The organism is Serratia ficaria, from assembly GCF_900187015.1.
Taxonomy (GTDB): Bacteria; Pseudomonadota; Gammaproteobacteria; order Enterobacterales; family Enterobacteriaceae; genus Serratia; species Serratia ficaria.
This window is the reverse complement of record NZ_LT906479.1, coordinates 4758138-4774313: the sequence shown is the minus strand read 5'-3', so window position 1 is coordinate 4774313 and position 16176 is coordinate 4758138. Positions and strand designations below refer to the sequence as shown.

The following is a 16176-nucleotide window of genomic DNA, read 5'->3' as shown; positions in this document are numbered from 1 at the left end:
GGCCATGCTGTCGTTAGAATTTGATGCAGCAGGCGCCCTGTTCGGCGCCGGAAAGCTGGCTGCGCAAGGCGCCGAACAGCTCGCGGCCGCAGCCGATGTGTTCGGCGCTCAGGTCCGGCTGGCACGGCGCGCGCTGCGCCAGCGTCTCGGCATCGACCAGCAGCTCCAGTTCGCCGCTGCGGCCGTTGACGCGGATCGGGTCGCCGTTTTGCACCTTCGCCAGCACGCCGCCGGTATAGGCCTCCGGCGTCACGTGGATGGCGGAAGGCACCTTGCCGGAGGCGCCGGACAGGCGGCCGTCGGTCACCAGCGCCACCTTGAAGCCGCGGTCCATCAGTACCCCCAGCGGCGGCATCAGCTTGTGCAGTTCCGGCATGCCGTTGGCCTGCGGCCCCTGGAAGCGCACCACCACCACGCAGTCGCGATCCAGCTTGCCGGCTTCGAAGGCCGGCACGATGTCGTGCTGGCTTTCGAATACCACCGCCGGCGCTTCGATAATCTGGTTATCGGCGGGCACCGCCGAGGTTTTCATCACCGCACGGCCCAAATTGCCGGCCAGCACCTTGGTGCCGCCGTGGTGTTCGAACGGCCGCTCGACGCTGGCGATAACCCCGGCGTCGAGCGAGGTTGCCACGCCTTCGCGCCAGGCCAGCCGGCCGTTATCCAGCCAGGGCTCCTGGGTGTAGCGCTGCAGGCCGAAACCGGCCACGGTGTGCACGTCTTCATGCAGCAGGCCGTGCTGGAGCAGTTCGCGCACCACCAACGCCACGCCGCCGGCGGCCTGGAACTGGTTGATGTCGGCCGGGCCGTTGGGGTAGATGCGGCACAGCAGCGGCACCGCGTCCGACAGCTCGGAGAAGTCGTCCCAGTTGATGATGATGCCGGCCGCGCGCGCCATCGCCACCATATGCATGGTCAGGTTGGTGGAGCCGCCGGTGGCCAGCAGCGAAACGATGCCGTTGACCACCACTTTCTCGTCCACCAGTTGGCCGATCGGCAGATAGTTGCCGGCGGTTTCGGTCAGGCGGGTCACCTGACGGGCGGCGGCGTCGGTCAGCGCATCGCGCAGCGGGGTATCCGGGTGCACGAAGGAGGCGCCCGGCAGATGCAGGCCCATCACTTCCATCACCATCTGGTTGGTGTTGGCGGTGCCGTAGAAGGTGCAGGTGCCGATGCCGTGATAGGAGGCGGCTTCGGCCTCCAGCAGCGCCAGGCGGTCGGCCTTGCCTTCGGCGTACAGCTGGCGCACGCGCACTTTTTCCTTGTTCGGCAGGCCGCTGCTCATCGGGCCGGCCGGCACAAACAGCGAAGGCAGATGGCCGAAGGACAGGGCGGACATCACCAATCCCGGCACGATTTTGTCGCAGATGCCGAGGAACAGCGCGCCGTCGAACATATTGTGCGACAGGCCGACCGCGGCCGACATGGCGATGACATCGCGGCTCATCAGCGACAGCTCCATGCCGTCCTGGCCCTGGGTCACGCCGTCGCACATCGCCGGCACTCCGCCGGCCACCTGGCCGACCGCGCCGACGGCCTTCAGCGCCTGTTTCAGCCGCTGCGGATAGTGCTCGTAAGGCTGGTGGGCCGACAGCATGTCGTTATAGGCGGTAATGATGGCGATATCGCTGCGCACCATGTTTTTCAGCGCGGCCTTGTCATCCGGCTGGCAGGCGGCGAAGCCGTGCGCCAGGTTGCCGCAGGCCAGCTGCGCGCGGTGCACGGTCTGGGAGCGCGCCGCGTCGATGCGCGCCAGATAAGCGGTGCGGTGGGGTTTGGAGCGGTCGATGATGCGCTGTGTGACACGGGCCAGGGTTGAATTAATCATGCCTTCCTCACATTGCTGTTGTTATAGACGCCGCCTGTGGCGGTGCCCCCGGTGGTGAAATGCAGCCCTGGTGAGCCATGGCCGGGGGCGGATTATGTCGTTATGGTTTAGAACATCGTGAACGCAATCATGCCGATAATGCCGCCTACGCTGCCCAGCAGGGTTTCCATCACCGTCCAGGTTTTCAGCGTTTGCAGTTCGTTGGCGCCGGTGAATTTGCCGAACAGCCAGAAGCCGGCGTCGTTGACGTGGCTCAACACGATCGAACCGCCGGCGATGCAGATGGCCAGCGCGGCCAGCTGCCCGCCGCCGAGTCCGAGCTGGCTGGTCACCGGCAGCACCAGGCCGACGGTGGTCAGGCAGGCGACGGTGGCCGAGCCCTGAATGACCCGCACCATGGCGGAGAGGGCAAACGCGGCCACGGCGATCGGCAGGCCGGTGCCTATCATGGCGTCACCCAGCGCCGGGCCGACGCCCGAGTCCACCAGGATCTGCTTGAACACGCCGCCTGCGCCGGTCATCAGCAGGATGATGCCGGCCGGTTGCACCGCGGCGGAACAGATGGCCAGCGTTTGTTCGTTGGTCATGCCGCGCGGTTTCGCCAGGCCGTAAATCACGATCAGGCAGGCCAGCAGAATGGCGGTGAACGGGTGGCCGATAAACTCCAGCCACTGCTGCAGCTGCGAGCCGGGCGTCACCAGGCGCGCACCGATGGTCTTCATGCCGACCAGCACCAGCGGGCACAGCACCAGCGCCAGGCTGAAGCCGAACGACGGCAGGTTGCCCTTGCCGAGCGCCGGCTCGTTTTCATCGGCCGGCATTGGCCAGTTGACGTAGCGGCTGATGAAGCTGCCGTACAATGGGCCGGCAATCAGCATGCCGACCACCGCGGCCACCAGGCCGATGGCGATCATCCAGCCGAAGTCGGCCTTCATTTGCGACGCCAGCAGCATCGGCACCGGCCCCGGCAGCAGGAAGGAGGCGGCCGCCGCCACGCCGGCGAACAGCGGAATGGCCAGCTTGACGATATTGCCGTCGGTGCGGCGCGCCACGGCGAATACGATGCCGATCAGCAGCACCACCGCCACGTCGAAGAACAGCGGCAGGGCGCAGATCAGGCCGGCGATGCCGAGCGCATAGTGCGCCTTGCTTTTCCCGAATCGTTTCAGCAATTGCGCCGCAATTTGATCGAGCGCACCGACCTCATGCAGTATCTTGCCGAACATCGCCCCCAGCGCCACCACGATGGCCAGGAAGCCCAGCGTGTCGCCCATGCCTTTCTGCATGGTGTCGGCGATGCGATCCAGCGGCATGCCGGAGAAGATGCCGGCGGCGATGGACACCAGCATCAGCGCGACGAAGGCGTGCATGCGCGCCTTCATCACCAGGAATAACAGCAGTAAAACCGAGCCGACTGCGGTACCGACCAGTGTGAGCGTACTCACGCGCACACGTCCTGCGGCAGGAAGCTCTGGATATGCTGCACGGTATCGGCAATCACGCCTGCCAGCGGCTGGTTGATGTCGATGGCCATCACGTCGCTTTCGTCAATGCCCGGCTGCTCCAGGGCGGCAAACTGGGTGACCAGCATCTGCGGCTTGAAGAAGTGGCCGTTGCGCGCCGCCAGGCGGGCCTCGATCACCGGGAAATCACCGTGCAGGTAGATGAACGACAGGTTGCCGTTGCCGGCGCGCAGGCGGTCGCGGTAATGCTTTTTCAGCGCCGAGCAGACGATGATCGACACGCCGTGGGTGCGCTGCATGGCGAAGGCGGCGTCGTTGAGCGCGGCCAGCCACGGGGCGCGGTCATCGTCGTTCAGCGGTTCGCCGGCGGCCATTTTCAGGATGTTGCTGCGCGGGTGCAGGAAGTCGCCGTCGAGGAACCCGGCGGAGAGTTGGCGGGCCGCCGCGGCGGCCACGGCGGATTTGCCGCTGCCGGAAACGCCCATGATGACGTAGATTCGGTTTTGATTATTGGTCATGGCTTAGCTCCAAAACGACAGATGGCGTTACCTTGCGTAGGTTGTTACCGGTAACATGTTATCGGTAACATTGTCGAAGGAAGTTTCGCCGGTTGCAATGGGCTTTAGCGATGAGGATCGTTAACTGTGATCGGCTTCAAGTTTTTATCCGATGGAGGAAACAGGAACCCGATGGTCTGTTACATGCTGACAACAGCGAGGGAAAACCGGCGGGGCGCGGCGACGGCGCCCCGAAGGCGGGGAATGTCAGCGTACGCCGCCGTATTCCAGGCTGATTTCTTTCGCCGCGTGGATCACCAGCGCACCCAGTTCAATCACGCGGTTATCGGTAATGCGCGACACCGGGCCGGAGATGGAGATGGCGGCGAAGGCTTCGCGGTGTTCGTCGAAGATGCAGGCCGCTACGCAGCGCAGGCCGAGCGCGTGCTCTTCATCGTCAAAGGAAAAGCCCTGTTTGCGGATCTGCGACAGACCCTCTTTCAGGTTGTGCGGCGTCAGGGTGTGCTGGGTATAAGTTTGCATGCCCTTTTTGTGCAGCAGCTTGGTCACCAGGTCGTCCGGCAGGGTGGCGAGAAACGCCTTGCCGGCGCCCGAGGCGTGCATCGGCAGCTTGCCGCCGATCGGCGCCGACATGCGCATCAGCGCGGTGCACTGCACCTGATCGATGATGATCGCCTGGTGTTCGGCCTGATCCAGCACCGCCAGGTTGACCGTTTCGCCGGACTCTTCCATCAGGCGGCGCAGCGTCGGGTGCACCATCGCCAGCAGGTTGCGGCTCTGCAGGAAACTGCTGCCGACCACAAAGGCGTGCGAGCCGATGGTCCACAGGCCGAGATCGCCGACCTGGCGCACGAATCCCTGCTGTTGCATGGTGGTGAGCAGCCGGTGGGTGGTGGAGTTGGGCAGCCCGGCCTGCTGGGCCAGATCGGTCAGCGCCACGTTGCCCTGGGCCTCGGCGATGTATTCCAGCAGCTTCAGGCCGCGGGTCAGCGACTGTACCTGACCGGTCGCCGCGCTGGCGGCCGGGGCGGCGGCGCGGGGCTTCTTGCCGCGTTTGGCGGGAGCGGGGGTGGCCATGGTGTGCGTTCCTCTTTCCGTATGATGGAATTCATTTTCGTTTTTTACCGATGAATTGCAAGCCGTCCGTCATCTCATCGGAGGTGTTGCCGGGCAACCTGAAAAACTCTCAATCGCCGTGCGCCACTTTGCCCCTGCAAGCTGTGCTAGGATGACCGATACCCGTCGTCTTTCAAGCCGCAGCGTTGTTGCCTGCGCTGGTTCACCCCAGTCACTTACCTTGAGTAAGCTCCGGGGGATGAACAAGCTGGGCGCCTAGCTGCAACTTGAAATCCACAGGGTATGCAACATTTTAGCGATGGTGAAAGAGTGTGGCTTAAAAGATAAAGGGGATCATGGGTGACAAATCGAGTAGAACAACTGCGCCGGCAGTTAGCGCAGCGCATTTTGGTGCTGGACGGCGGCATGGGCACCATGATCCAGAGCTACCGGCTGGAAGAAAGCGACTTTCGCGGTGAACGTTTTGCCGACTGGCAGAGCGATCTGAAGGGCAATAACGACCTGTTGGTGCTGACCAAGCCGGAGGTGATCACCGCCATTCACTATGGCTACCTGGAAGCCGGCGCCGATATTCTCGAAACCAACACCTTCAACTCCACCACCATCGCCATGGCCGACTACCATATGGAGTCGCTGTCCGCCGAGATAAACTATCAGGCCGCCTGCCTGGCGCGCGCCTGCGCCGACGAATGGACCGCGCGCACGCCCGAAAAACCGCGCTACGTCGCCGGGGTGCTGGGGCCGACCAACCGCACCGCTTCAATCTCGCCGAACGTCAACGACCCGGCGTTCCGCAACGTTTCGTTCGATGAGCTGGTGGCGGCCTACCGCGAATCGACGCGCGCGCTGGTGGAGGGCGGGGTCGATCTGATCATGATCGAAACCATCTTCGACACCCTGAACGCCAAGGCCGCCGCCTTTGCGGTGGAAACCGAATTCGAAGCGCTGGGGGTGGCGCTGCCGATCATGATTTCCGGCACCATCACCGACGCTTCCGGCCGCACCCTGTCCGGCCAGACCACCGAAGCCTTCTACAACTCGCTGCGCCACGTGAAGCCGCTGACCTTCGGCCTGAACTGCGCGCTGGGCCCGGATGAGCTGCGCCAGTACGTCGCCGAGCTGGCGCGCATTTCGGAAAGCTACGTTACCGCGCACCCCAACGCCGGTTTGCCGAACGCCTTCGGCGAATACGATCTGGACGCGCAAGAGATGGCGAAGCAGGTCGGCGAGTGGGCGCACGCCGGCTTCCTCAATATCATCGGCGGCTGCTGCGGCACCACGCCGGAGCATATTGCGGCGATGGCTAAAGCGGTTGAGGGCGTGCCGCCGCGCCGGCTGCCGGAGATCCCGGTCGCCTGTCGTCTGGCGGGCCTGGAACCGTTGAACATCGACGCCAGGACCCTGTTCGTCAACGTCGGTGAGCGCACCAACGTCACCGGTTCCGCCCGCTTCAAGCGGCTGATCAAAGAAGAGAAATACAACGAAGCGCTCGACGTGGCGCGCCAGCAGGTAGAGAGCGGCGCGCAGATCATCGATATCAACATGGATGAGGGGATGCTCGACGCCGAAGCGGCGATGGTGCGTTTCCTCAATCTGATCGCCGGCGAGCCGGACATCGCCCGGGTGCCGATCATGATCGACTCCTCCAAGTGGTCGGTGATCGAAAAGGGCCTGAAGTGCATTCAGGGCAAAGGCATCGTCAACTCGATCTCGATGAAAGAGGGTGAAGAGGCCTTTATCCACCACGCCAGGCTGGTGCGCCGCTACGGCGCCGCCGTGGTGGTGATGGCGTTTGACGAAGTCGGCCAGGCGGATACCCGCGAGCGCAAGTTCGAGATCTGCCGCCGCGCCTATAAAATCTTGACCGAGCGCGTCGGCTTCCCGCCGGAAGACATCATTTTCGACCCGAACATTTTCGCCGTCGCTACCGGCATCGAAGAACACAACAACTACGCCGTCGACTTTATCGAAGCCTGCGCCGACATCAAAACGCACCTGCCGCATGCGATGATTTCCGGCGGGGTGTCCAACGTATCGTTCTCGTTCCGCGGCAACGATCCGGTACGCGAAGCGATCCACGCGGTGTTCCTGTACCACGCGATCCGCAACGGCATGGACATGGGCATCGTCAACGCCGGGCAGTTGGCTATCTACGACGATCTGAGCGCCGAGCTGCGCGACGCGGTGGAGGATGTGATCCTCAACCGCCGCGACGACGGCACCGAGCGGCTGCTGGAGCTGGCGGAAAAATACCGCGGCAGCAAAGACAACGACGCGGCGGTGCAGCAGGCCGAATGGCGCGGCTGGCCGGTGGAGAAACGGCTGGAATACTCGCTGGTGAAGGGCATCACCGAGTTTATCGAGCTGGATACCGAAGAGGCGCGGCAGAATGCCGATCGCCCGATCGAAGTGATCGAAGGGCCGTTGATGGCCGGGATGAACGTGGTCGGCGATCTGTTCGGCGAGGGCAAGATGTTCCTGCCGCAGGTGGTGAAGTCCGCCCGGGTGATGAAGCAGGCGGTGGCCTATCTGGAGCCGTACATCGAGGCCAGCAAGCAGAAGGGCTCCACCGCCGGCAAAATCCTGCTGGCGACGGTGAAGGGCGACGTGCATGACATCGGCAAGAATATCGTCGGCGTGGTGCTGCAGTGCAACAACTATGAAATCGTCGATCTGGGCGTGATGGTGCCGACGGAGAAAATCCTCAGGACCGCGCGCGAAGAGCAGGTGGACATCATCGGCCTGTCCGGGCTTATCACTCCGTCGCTGGATGAAATGGTCAACGTGGCCAAAGAGATGGAGCGTCAGGGCTTTACCCTGCCGTTGCTGATCGGCGGCGCCACCACCTCCAAGGCGCATACCGCGGTGAAGATCGAGCAGAACTACAGCGGCTCCACCACCTATGTGCAGAACGCCTCGCGCACCGTGGGCGTGGTGTCGGCGCTGCTGTCCGCCACCCAGCGCGACGATTTTGTGGCGCGTACCCGCAAAGAATACGAAACCGTGCGCATTCAGCATGCGCGCAAAAAGCCGCGCACGCCGCCGGTCAGCCTGCAGAAGGCGCGCGACAACGCCATGGCGCTGGACTGGGAAAGCTACCGGCCGCCGGTGCCGCAGCAGCTTGGGGTGCATGCGGTGGAGGCCGATATCGGCACCCTGCGCCGCTACATCGACTGGACGCCGTTCTTCATGACCTGGTCGCTGGCGGGCAAGTACCCGCGCATTCTGGAAGATGAGGTGGTGGGGGAAGAGGCCAAACGGCTGTTCGCCGACGCCAACCAGATGCTGGACATGCTGGCCGCCAACCGCAGCCTCAACCCGCGCGGCGTGTACGGCCTGTTCCCGGCCAACCGGGTCGGCGACGACGTGGAAGTGTATCGCGACGAAAATCGCGACGAGGTGCTGGCGGTCAGCCGCCATTTGCGTCAGCAAACGGAAAAAACCGACTTCCCGAACTACTGCCTGGCGGACTTCGTGGCGCCGAAAAGCAGCGGCAAAGCCGACTACTTCGGCGCCTTCGCCGTCACCGGCGGGCTGGAGGAAGACGAGCTGGCGGCGGCTTACGACGCGCAGCACGATGATTACAACAAGATCATGGTCAAGGCGCTGTCGGACCGCCTGGCCGAAGCCTTCGCCGAGTATCTGCACGAGCGGGTGCGCAAGCTGCACTGGGGGTTCGCCGCCGACGAGAACCTGAGCAACGACGAGCTGATCCGCGAGAATTATCAGGGCATCCGCCCGGCGCCGGGGTATCCGGCCTGCCCGGAGCACACCGAAAAAGCGGAGATCTGGCGCCTGCTGGACGTTAACCGCCATACCGGCATGGTGCTGACCGAGTCCTTCGCCATGTGGCCGGGGGCGGCGGTGTCCGGCTGGTACTTCAGCCATCCGGAGAGCAAGTATTTTGCGGTGGCGCAGATCCAGCGCGATCAGGTGGAGGACTATGCGGCGCGCAAAGGCATGAGCGTCGGCGAGGTCGAACGCTGGCTGGCGCCCAACCTCGGCTACGACGCCGACTGACTCTCTCCCTCAAGGGCGCAGCGATGCGCCCTTGTCATTTACCGGGCTTCGACGTCAATGTGCAGCGCGTCGTAGCGCCAGTACTCCAGGTCGCAGTCAATCACCCGATCGTGCTGATCGCGGTTCACCCGGGTAATGAACAGCGCCGGGCTGCCGTAGGTGACCTTCAGCATGGCGGCGGCCTGCTGCGGCAGCAGGGTGGGCAGCATGTCGAAGCGCACCCGGCCATAGCGAATGTCGTAGCGTTCGGCGTACAGCCCGGTCAGCGACTGGGTCAGATCCTCACTCAGGATGCCGGCGAAGTAGGCCGGGTTCAGATAGTGCTCGCAATACAGCACTGCGCGGCCGTCGATGTAGCGCAGCCGGCGGATGCGGTAAATTTTCGCGCCCTCCGGCAGCTCCAGCCGGCGCGCCAGGGCGGCGTTCGCCGTCACGCGGCCGCTGTCGATCACTTCGGTATGAGCGTCGCGCCCCTGCTGCTGCGCCATGGCGTGAAAGTGGCTGCGCTGCAGCGGGTTGTAGATCAGGCGCGGCGGCGAGATAAACCAGCCGCGGCGCATCTGCCGGTAGATCACGCCCTGCGCCTCCAGTTGGCCGAGCGCTTCCTGCAGGGTGATGCGGGTGGTGGAGAACTGTTCGCTCAGGGCGCGCTCGGAGGGCAGCTTGCCGTCGGCGCTGAACTCGCCTCCGGCGATACGGGCGGTCAGCGTCCGGCAGATCGCCGCCACCGTGGTCGGTACATCATTCATGCAACAGGTGCCCCATTTCAGTGCGTTTCGCCTTGGTTAAGGTAGACCAGCAGAACGATTTACGGGACGCAAAATGCGATAAAGCCGCTGCTTTTTTAGGCTGACATATAATTATCACATTCGTCCGTTAGATTGGCTTGGTTCTTGCTGGACTAGTCCAGCGCCCCCATACCCTACCACCCGGAGCATCAGTTATGAAACGTTTGTGCGCTTCTGTGTTAAGCAGTGCCATGCTACTGACCAGCCAGATGAGCTGGGCCGCAGATACCGATCTGGCGGCGCTGGAGCAGGCGGCCAAGAAGGAAGGCGAGGTCAACAGCGTCGGCATGCCGGACAGCTGGGCCAACTGGAAAGGCACCTGGCAGGATCTGCTGAGCAAATATGGCCTGAAGCATGTCGATACCGACATGAGCTCGGCGCAGGAAATCGCCAAGTTCGATGCGGAGAAGGGCAACGCCACCGCGGATATCGGCGACGTGGGCGCGGCCTTCGGCCCGATCGCGGTGCAAAAAGGGGTGACGCAGCCGTACAAACCCTCCACCTGGGAGCAGGTGCCGGACTGGGCGAAGGATAAAGACGGCCACTGGGCGCTGGCCTACACCGGCACCATCGCTTTCATTATCAATAAGCAGCAGGTCAAAGACATTCCGCACAGCTGGGCCGACCTGCTGAAAGGCAGCTATCAGGTCACCATCGGCGACGTCGGCACAGCTTCGCAGGCGGCCAGCGGCGTATTGGCGGCCACCTACGCCATGGGCGGCAACGAAAAGAACCTGAAGCCGGGCCTGGAGTTCTTCGGCAAGCTGGCCAAGGCCGGGCGCCTGAGCCTGAGCAACCCGGTGATCGCCTCGCTGGAGAAAGGCGAAGTGCAGGTTGGCGTGGTATGGGACTTTAACGGCCTGAACTACCGCGATCAGATCGACAAAACCCGTTTCGACGTGCTGATCCCGTCGGACGGCTCCATCACCTCCGGCTACACCACCATCATCAACAAATACGCCAAACACCCGAACGCCGCCAAGCTGGCGCGTGAATACATCTTCTCCGACGCCGGCCAGATCAACCTGGCGCGCGGCTACGCCCGCCCGATCCGCGCCGAGCATCTGACCCTGCCGGATGACGTCAAGGCCAAGCTGCTGCCGGCCGAACAGTACAAGAATGCCCATCCGATCGCCGATCCGGCGGCCTGGGAGCAGAGCGCCAAAACGCTGCCGCGCCAGTGGCAGGAAAACGTCATCATGTTTATGCAGCAGTGAGTCAAGCCATTATGAAAACGATCCTCGTGCTGCTGGACGGCCTCAACTATCAAGTGGCGCACGACGCCATGGGGTATCTGCAGGCCGAATGCGCGGCGGGGCGTGGACGGTTGTATCAGCTGGAGAGCGAGTTGCCCTCGCTCTCCCGGCCGCTGTATGAATGCATCCTCACCGGCGTGACGCCGGTGGAGAGCGGCGTGGTGCATAACCAGGTGTCGCGTCTCTCGCAGCAGCAAAGCGTATTCCACTACGCGCGCGCTGCCGGGCTGACCACCGCCGCCGCCGCCTACCATTGGTTCAGCGAGCTGTATAACCGCACGCCGTTCGACGCCGCGCGCGATCGCCATACCGACGACGCCGAACTGCCGATCCAGCACGGCCATTTTTATTACGACGACGGCTACCCCGATACGCACCTGTTCGACGACGCCGAAAACCTGCGCCGCCGCCATCAGCCGGATTTCCTGTTGATTCACCCGATGAATATCGACGACGCCGGCCATCGCTTCGGCCTGTCGTCGCCGCAGTACCGCAACGCGGCGCGCCATGCCGACGGCGCGCTGTCGCGCTATCTGCCCGACTGGCTGGCCGCCGGCTATCAGGTGATGGTCACCGCCGATCACGGCATGAATGACGATCGCAGCCACGGCGGGGTGCTGCCGGAAGAGCGGCAGGTACCGCTGTTCGTGTTCGGCGCGGCGTTCAGCCAGAACGACGCCGATCCGCTGCAGACCGAGCTGTGCGGCACCCTGTGCGATCTGCTGCAGGTGGCGCATGACAAACCGCGCTGCCGGGCGTTGTTGGCGCAGGGTGAAAGATGAGCGCCAAATGGATTGCCGCGCTGTGCCTGCTGCCGTTTATCCTGCTGTTCGGCGCCTTCCAAATCGCGCCGCTGGTGTGGATCGCCGTCAGCAGCTTCTTTAGCGAAACCGGCGGCTGGGGCTGGGGCAACTACGTTGACGTACTGACCTCGCCGTTTTATCTGCAGGCGTTTCAGTTCTCGCTGGAGATCTCCTGGTGGTCCAGCGTTTACGGCTTGCTGATCGCCCTAGTGGGCAGTTACTCACTGCGCCAGCTGGGCCAGACGCGGTTTCATGATTTCGTGATGTCCTTTACCAACATGACCAGCAACTTTGCCGGGGTGCCGTTGGCGTTCGCCTTCGTCATCCTGCTGGGGCTGAACGGCTGCCTGACGCTGCTGCTGCGCAAATACGGCCTGATGGAGAGTTTTAACCTCTATTCGAAGGGCGGTCTGATCGTGCTGTACACCTACTTCCAGATCCCGCTGGGCGTGTTGCTGTTGTACCCGGCGTTCGACGCGCTGCGCGAGGACTGGCGCGAATCGGCCTCGCTGCTCGGCGCCAGCCCCTGGCGTTACTGGCGCCACATCGGCCTGCCGGTGCTGGCGCCGGCGCTGATGGGCACCTTCGTGATCCTGCTGGCCAACGCGCTGGGCGCCTACGCCACCGTGTATGCGCTCACCACCGGCAACTTCAACGTGATCCCGATACGCATCTCGGCGCTGGTAGCCGGTGACATTTCCCTCGATCCCAACCTGGCCAGCGCGCTGGCGATGCTGCTGGTGGCGATGATGGTCTTCATCACCCTGATCCACCAGTGGCTGTTGCGCAGGAGCTACCTCAATGCGCGCTCATAACTTCCCGGAGGACGGCCATGTCGCCCATTGAACGCCTCTACCATCGCACGGTGACCTGCCTGCTGTTGCTGATCTTGTTGCTGCCGCTGGCGGCGACCCTGATTTACGCGCTGGCCACCCAGTGGGGCGCCACCATTTTGCCGGACGGCTTTACCCTGAAGTGGCTGCTGGCGCTGTGGAGCGACCCGCGCTTCCTGCTGGCGTTAGGGCATTCGCTGCTGATCTGTTTCGGCACGCTGGTGCTGGCGGTGGTGGTGATTTTGCCGACGATGTTTGTGATCGCTTACTACTTCCCTAAGCTCGATGCGGTAATGAACGTGCTGATCCTGCTGCCGTTCGCCGTGCCGCCGGTGGTCTCGGCGGTCGGGCTGATGCAGCTGTACGCCGCCGATCCGCTGCCGCTGCTGGGCACCCCCTGGATCCTGATCGGCTGTTACTTCACCATCGCGCTGCCGTTTATCTATCGCGCCATCAGCAATAACCTGCAGGCCATCAACCTGCGCGACCTGATGGACGCCGCGCACCTGCTGGGCGCCAGCACCTGGCAAGCGGCGCTGCTGGTGGTGCTGCCAAACCTGCGCAAGGGCGGGATGATTGCGGTGCTGTTGTCGTTTTCGTTTCTTATCGGCGAGTTCGTGTTCGCCAACCTACTGGTGGGCAGCCAGTATGAAACGCTGCAGGTCTATCTGTTCAATATGCGCAACGGCAGCGGTCATTTCACCAGCGCGCTGGTTATCTCCTATTTCGCCGTGGTGCTGTTAGTCACCTGGCTGGCGAATCTGCTGAATAAAAACAAGGGCTAACCCGATGGCTTATCTCAACGTCACCCGTTTGAACAAACGCTATGGCCAGACCCAGGTGTTTGCGGATATCGATTTCAGCGCCGAAGAGGGCGAGTTCGTCACCCTGCTGGGGCCGAGCGGCTGCGGCAAGTCGACGCTGCTGCGCTGCCTAGCGGGACTGACCCCGGTCGACAGCGGGCAAATCCTGCTGCAGGGCCAGGATCTGGTGCCGCTGGCGCCGCAAAAGCGCGGCATCGGCATGGTGTTCCAAAGCTATGCGCTGTTTCCCAACATGACGGTGGATGGCAACGTGGCCTTCGGCCTGAAGATGCAGAAGCTGGCGGCGGCGCAGACTCGCCAGCGGGTGCAGGAGGTGCTGGCGCTGGTGGAGCTCACCGAACTGGCCGGGCGCTACCCGCACCAGCTGTCCGGCGGCCAGTGCCAACGGGTGGCGCTGGCGCGATCGCTGGTGACCCGCCCGCGCCTGCTGCTGCTCGACGAGCCGCTGTCGGCGCTGGACGCGCGCATCCGCAAGCACCTGCGCGAACAAATCCGCCGCATCCAGCGCGAGCTGAACCTGACGGCGATCTTCGTCACCCACGATCAGGAAGAGGCGCTGACGCTGTCGGACCGCATCGTGCTGATGAATAAGGGCCAGATCGTGCAGAGCGGCGATGCGGAAACCCTGTATACCCAGCCGGCCGACGCCTTCGCCGCCGGGTTTATCGGCAACCACAACCTGCTCAGCGCCGAACAGGCCGCGCTTTTGACCGGCGGCCCTTACCACGGTAAGGTAGCTATTCGCCCCGAATCCATCGGTTTGCTGCCTGCCGGGCAGGGGATCGCTGCGGTGATCCTCAACCACAGCCTGCTGGGCAATGTGGTGCGCTACCGCGTTCAGGCGCGTGGCGTGGAGCTGCTGGTGGACGTGCTGAACCGCTCGGTAGCCGATTTGCACGCCGACGGCAGCGAGATTGGGCTACACTTGGAAACTGTTACATTACGGGAAGTTGCATGACTTTTTCAGGCTGAAAGCAGGGGCAATCCTTTCTCAGCGACAGTCTGCCGCCCGTGCCGCTGTCCTGTTCTTTTAACGCCTGGCAGGCAGGATAAGCCATCGAGCCGGGCGTTAATGGAGCGTATCTTCCGTGCTGACCCTTCTTCACCTGCTTTCCTCCGTGGCGCTGCTGGTGTGGGGCACCCACATCGTGCGCACCGGCATCATGCGGGTCTATGGCGCCAATTTGCGCCGCGTGTTAAGCGACAGCGTTGAAAGAAAACCGCTGGCCTTCGTTTCCGGCATCGGCGTCACCGCGCTGGTGCAAAGCAGCAACGCTACCGCGCTGCTGGTCACTTCGTTTGTTGCGCAGGGGCTGGTGGGGCTGGCGCCTGCGCTGGTGATCATGCTCGGCGCCGACGTCGGCACCGCGCTGATGGCGCGGGTGCTGACCTTCGATCTGTCCTGGCTGTCGCCGCTGCTGATCCTGGTCGGGGTATTCCTGTTCCTCAGCCGCAAGCAGACCCGGGTTGGCCAGATGGGCCGGGTGTTCATCGGCCTTGGGCTGATCGTGCTGGCGCTGGAACTGATCGTTGCCGCCGCTACGCCGATCACTCAGGCGGCCGGCGTCAAGGTGCTGTTCTCGTCGCTGACCGGCGACGTGATGCTCGATGCCCTGACCGGCGCGCTGTTCGCCATCGTCAGCTATTCCAGCCTGGCTGCGGTGCTGCTGACCGCCACCCTGACCGCCTCCGGCGTGATCTCGCTGAAGGTGGCGTTGTGCCTGGTGATCGGCGCCAATCTCGGCAGCGGCCTGCTGGCGGTGATCAACACCAGCGGGCAAAACGCCTCAGGCCGCCGGGTGGCGCTCGGCAGCCTGCTGTTCAAGCTGATCGGCTGCGTGCTGGTGCTGCCGTTCGTCTCTTATCTGGCGGACGCGATGAGCCGGCTGCCCGGCGGCAACGAAGAGCTGGTGATCTACTTCCACGTGTTCTACAACCTGATCCGCTGTCTGGTGCTGATCCCGCTGGCCGGGCCGATGGCGCGCCTGTGCGAAACGCTGATCGCCGACGTGGCGGCCGACGATCCGCGCCTGCGCCCGCGGCACCTGGACGCCAGCGCGCTGGATACGCCGACGCTGGCGCTGGCCAACGCGGCGCGCGAAACCCTGCGCATGGGCGATGTGGTGGAGCATATGATGATCCTGCATCGCGAAGTGCTGCACGGCAAGCAGGGGCAGGATAAAGAGGTGCGCCGGCTGGACGATGACGTCGACGTGCTGTACACCGCCATCAAGCTGTATCTGGCGCAGATCCAGAAGGAGGATCTGGGCGAGGAAGATTCCCGCCGCTGGGCGGAGATTATCGAGATGGCGCTCAACCTGGAGCAGGCGGGCGACATTATCGAACGCATGGCCGGCGACGTGGGGGCGAAATCGCACGCGGCGCGGCGGGCCTTCTCTGCCGAAGGGCTGGCGGAGCTGGATGCGTTGCATGAGCGTCTGATCGGCAATTTGCGGCTGGGTCTGTCGGTGTTCCTGTCCGGCGACCTCACCAGCGCCAAGCGGCTGCGTCGCTCCAAGCACCGTTTCCGCATCCTGGACCGCCGTTACGCGCATGCGCACGTCGACCGCCTGCATCAGCAGAACGTGCAGAGCATCGAAACCAGCTCGCTGCATCTGGGGTTGTTGGGAGACATGAAACGCCTGAACTCGCTGTTCTGCGCGGTGGCTTACAACGTGCTGGATCAGGATGAGAGGGACGACGATCGCGACTGGGAAGACACCCCGAGCACGCTGTAATGACGGGGCGCAGCCGTTTGCGCCCCGG

General features: G+C 63.6%; 12 protein-coding genes. 7 read left to right on the top strand and 5 right to left on the bottom strand.

From position 1 onward, the window contains the following. Nucleotides 1-13: 13 nt before the first annotated feature. From edd to iclR, 4 genes are all read right to left on the bottom strand, one after another. The gene (gene edd, locus CKW09_RS22295) at nucleotides 14-1828 is read right to left on the bottom strand and encodes a phosphogluconate dehydratase (RefSeq protein WP_095099533.1); all 1815 of its coding nucleotides are present in this window, start codon (nucleotides 1826-1828) and stop codon (nucleotides 14-16) included. A gap of 107 nt (nucleotides 1829-1935) precedes the next feature. Next, entirely contained in the window at nucleotides 1936-3273 is a 1338-nt protein-coding gene (gntU, locus tag CKW09_RS22290; RefSeq protein WP_095100297.1) for a gluconate transporter, read from the bottom strand. Next, nucleotides 3270-3809, bottom strand: a complete 540-nt coding sequence (gntK, locus tag CKW09_RS22285) for a gluconokinase (RefSeq protein WP_061799225.1) — start codon at nucleotides 3807-3809, stop codon at nucleotides 3270-3272. Before gntK ends, gntU begins: the two co-directional genes overlap by 4 nt. Nucleotides 3810-4055: 246 nt before the next feature. Continuing rightward, the gene (iclR, locus tag CKW09_RS22280) at nucleotides 4056-4886 is read right to left on the bottom strand and encodes a glyoxylate bypass operon transcriptional repressor IclR (RefSeq protein WP_061799224.1); all 831 of its coding nucleotides are present in this window, start codon (nucleotides 4884-4886) and stop codon (nucleotides 4056-4058) included. Nucleotides 4887-5225: 339 nt separating this feature from the next. Here iclR and metH point away from each other — a divergent pair, with 339 nt between their 5' ends. Beyond that, entirely contained in the window at nucleotides 5226-8906 is a 3681-nt protein-coding gene (metH, locus tag CKW09_RS22275; RefSeq protein WP_095099530.1) for a methionine synthase, read from the top strand. Nucleotides 8907-8944: 38 nt separating this feature from the next. Here the strand turns inward: metH and CKW09_RS22270 are convergent, their stop codons facing one another. Continuing rightward, complete coding sequence (locus CKW09_RS22270) at nucleotides 8945-9655, bottom strand: UTRA domain-containing protein (RefSeq protein WP_061799222.1); 711 nt, start codon at nucleotides 9653-9655, stop codon at nucleotides 8945-8947. Between the two features lie 194 nt (nucleotides 9656-9849). Here CKW09_RS22270 and CKW09_RS22265 point away from each other — a divergent pair, with 194 nt between their 5' ends. The 6 genes from CKW09_RS22265 (at nucleotide 9850) to CKW09_RS22240 (ending at nucleotide 16148) form a co-directional block, all read left to right on the top strand. After that, the gene (locus tag CKW09_RS22265; RefSeq protein ID WP_095099528.1) at nucleotides 9850-10911 is read left to right on the top strand and encodes an ABC transporter substrate-binding protein; all 1062 of its coding nucleotides are present in this window, start codon (nucleotides 9850-9852) and stop codon (nucleotides 10909-10911) included. 11 nt (nucleotides 10912-10922) lie between these two features. Continuing rightward, entirely contained in the window at nucleotides 10923-11732 is an 810-nt protein-coding gene (locus CKW09_RS22260) for an alkaline phosphatase family protein (RefSeq protein WP_095099525.1), read from the top strand. Continuing rightward, a complete protein-coding gene (locus tag CKW09_RS22255) occupies nucleotides 11729-12568 on the top strand; it encodes an ABC transporter permease (protein WP_095099522.1) in 840 nt (279 codons plus the stop codon). Before CKW09_RS22260 ends, CKW09_RS22255 begins: the two co-directional genes overlap by 4 nt. A gap of 17 nt (nucleotides 12569-12585) precedes the next feature. Then, nucleotides 12586-13371: an ABC transporter permease gene (locus tag CKW09_RS22250; RefSeq protein ID WP_095099520.1), complete on the top strand. Its 786-nt coding sequence runs from the start codon at nucleotides 12586-12588 to the stop codon at nucleotides 13369-13371. 4 nt (nucleotides 13372-13375) lie between these two features. Beyond that, the gene (locus tag CKW09_RS22245) at nucleotides 13376-14368 is read left to right on the top strand and encodes an ABC transporter ATP-binding protein (RefSeq protein ID WP_095099517.1); all 993 of its coding nucleotides are present in this window, start codon (nucleotides 13376-13378) and stop codon (nucleotides 14366-14368) included. A gap of 130 nt (nucleotides 14369-14498) precedes the next feature. Continuing rightward, entirely contained in the window at nucleotides 14499-16148 is a 1650-nt protein-coding gene (locus tag CKW09_RS22240; protein WP_095099514.1) for a Na/Pi cotransporter family protein, read from the top strand. Nucleotides 16149-16176 lie beyond the last annotated feature (28 nt).

Bases quoted from the DNA above. Each gene is read 5' to 3' on its own strand.
- edd (WP_095099533.1), bottom strand. From the start codon at position 1,828: ATGATTAATTCAACCCTGGCCCGTGTCACACAGCGCATCATCGACCGC.
- gntK (WP_061799225.1), bottom strand. From the start codon at position 3,809: ATGACCAATAATCAAAACCGAATCTACGTCATCATGGGCGTTTCCGGC.
- iclR (WP_061799224.1), bottom strand. From the start codon at position 4,886: ATGGCCACCCCCGCTCCCGCCAAACGCGGCAAGAAGCCCCGCGCCGCC.
- CKW09_RS22270 (WP_061799222.1), bottom strand. From the start codon at position 9,655: ATGAATGATGTACCGACCACGGTGGCGGCGATCTGCCGGACGCTGACC.
- CKW09_RS22265 (WP_095099528.1), top strand. From the start codon at position 9,850: ATGAAACGTTTGTGCGCTTCTGTGTTAAGCAGTGCCATGCTACTGACC.
- CKW09_RS22260 (WP_095099525.1), top strand. From the start codon at position 10,923: ATGAAAACGATCCTCGTGCTGCTGGACGGCCTCAACTATCAAGTGGCG.
- CKW09_RS22255 (WP_095099522.1), top strand. From the start codon at position 11,729: ATGAGCGCCAAATGGATTGCCGCGCTGTGCCTGCTGCCGTTTATCCTG.
- CKW09_RS22250 (WP_095099520.1), top strand. From the start codon at position 12,586: ATGTCGCCCATTGAACGCCTCTACCATCGCACGGTGACCTGCCTGCTG.
- CKW09_RS22245 (WP_095099517.1), top strand. From the start codon at position 13,376: ATGGCTTATCTCAACGTCACCCGTTTGAACAAACGCTATGGCCAGACC.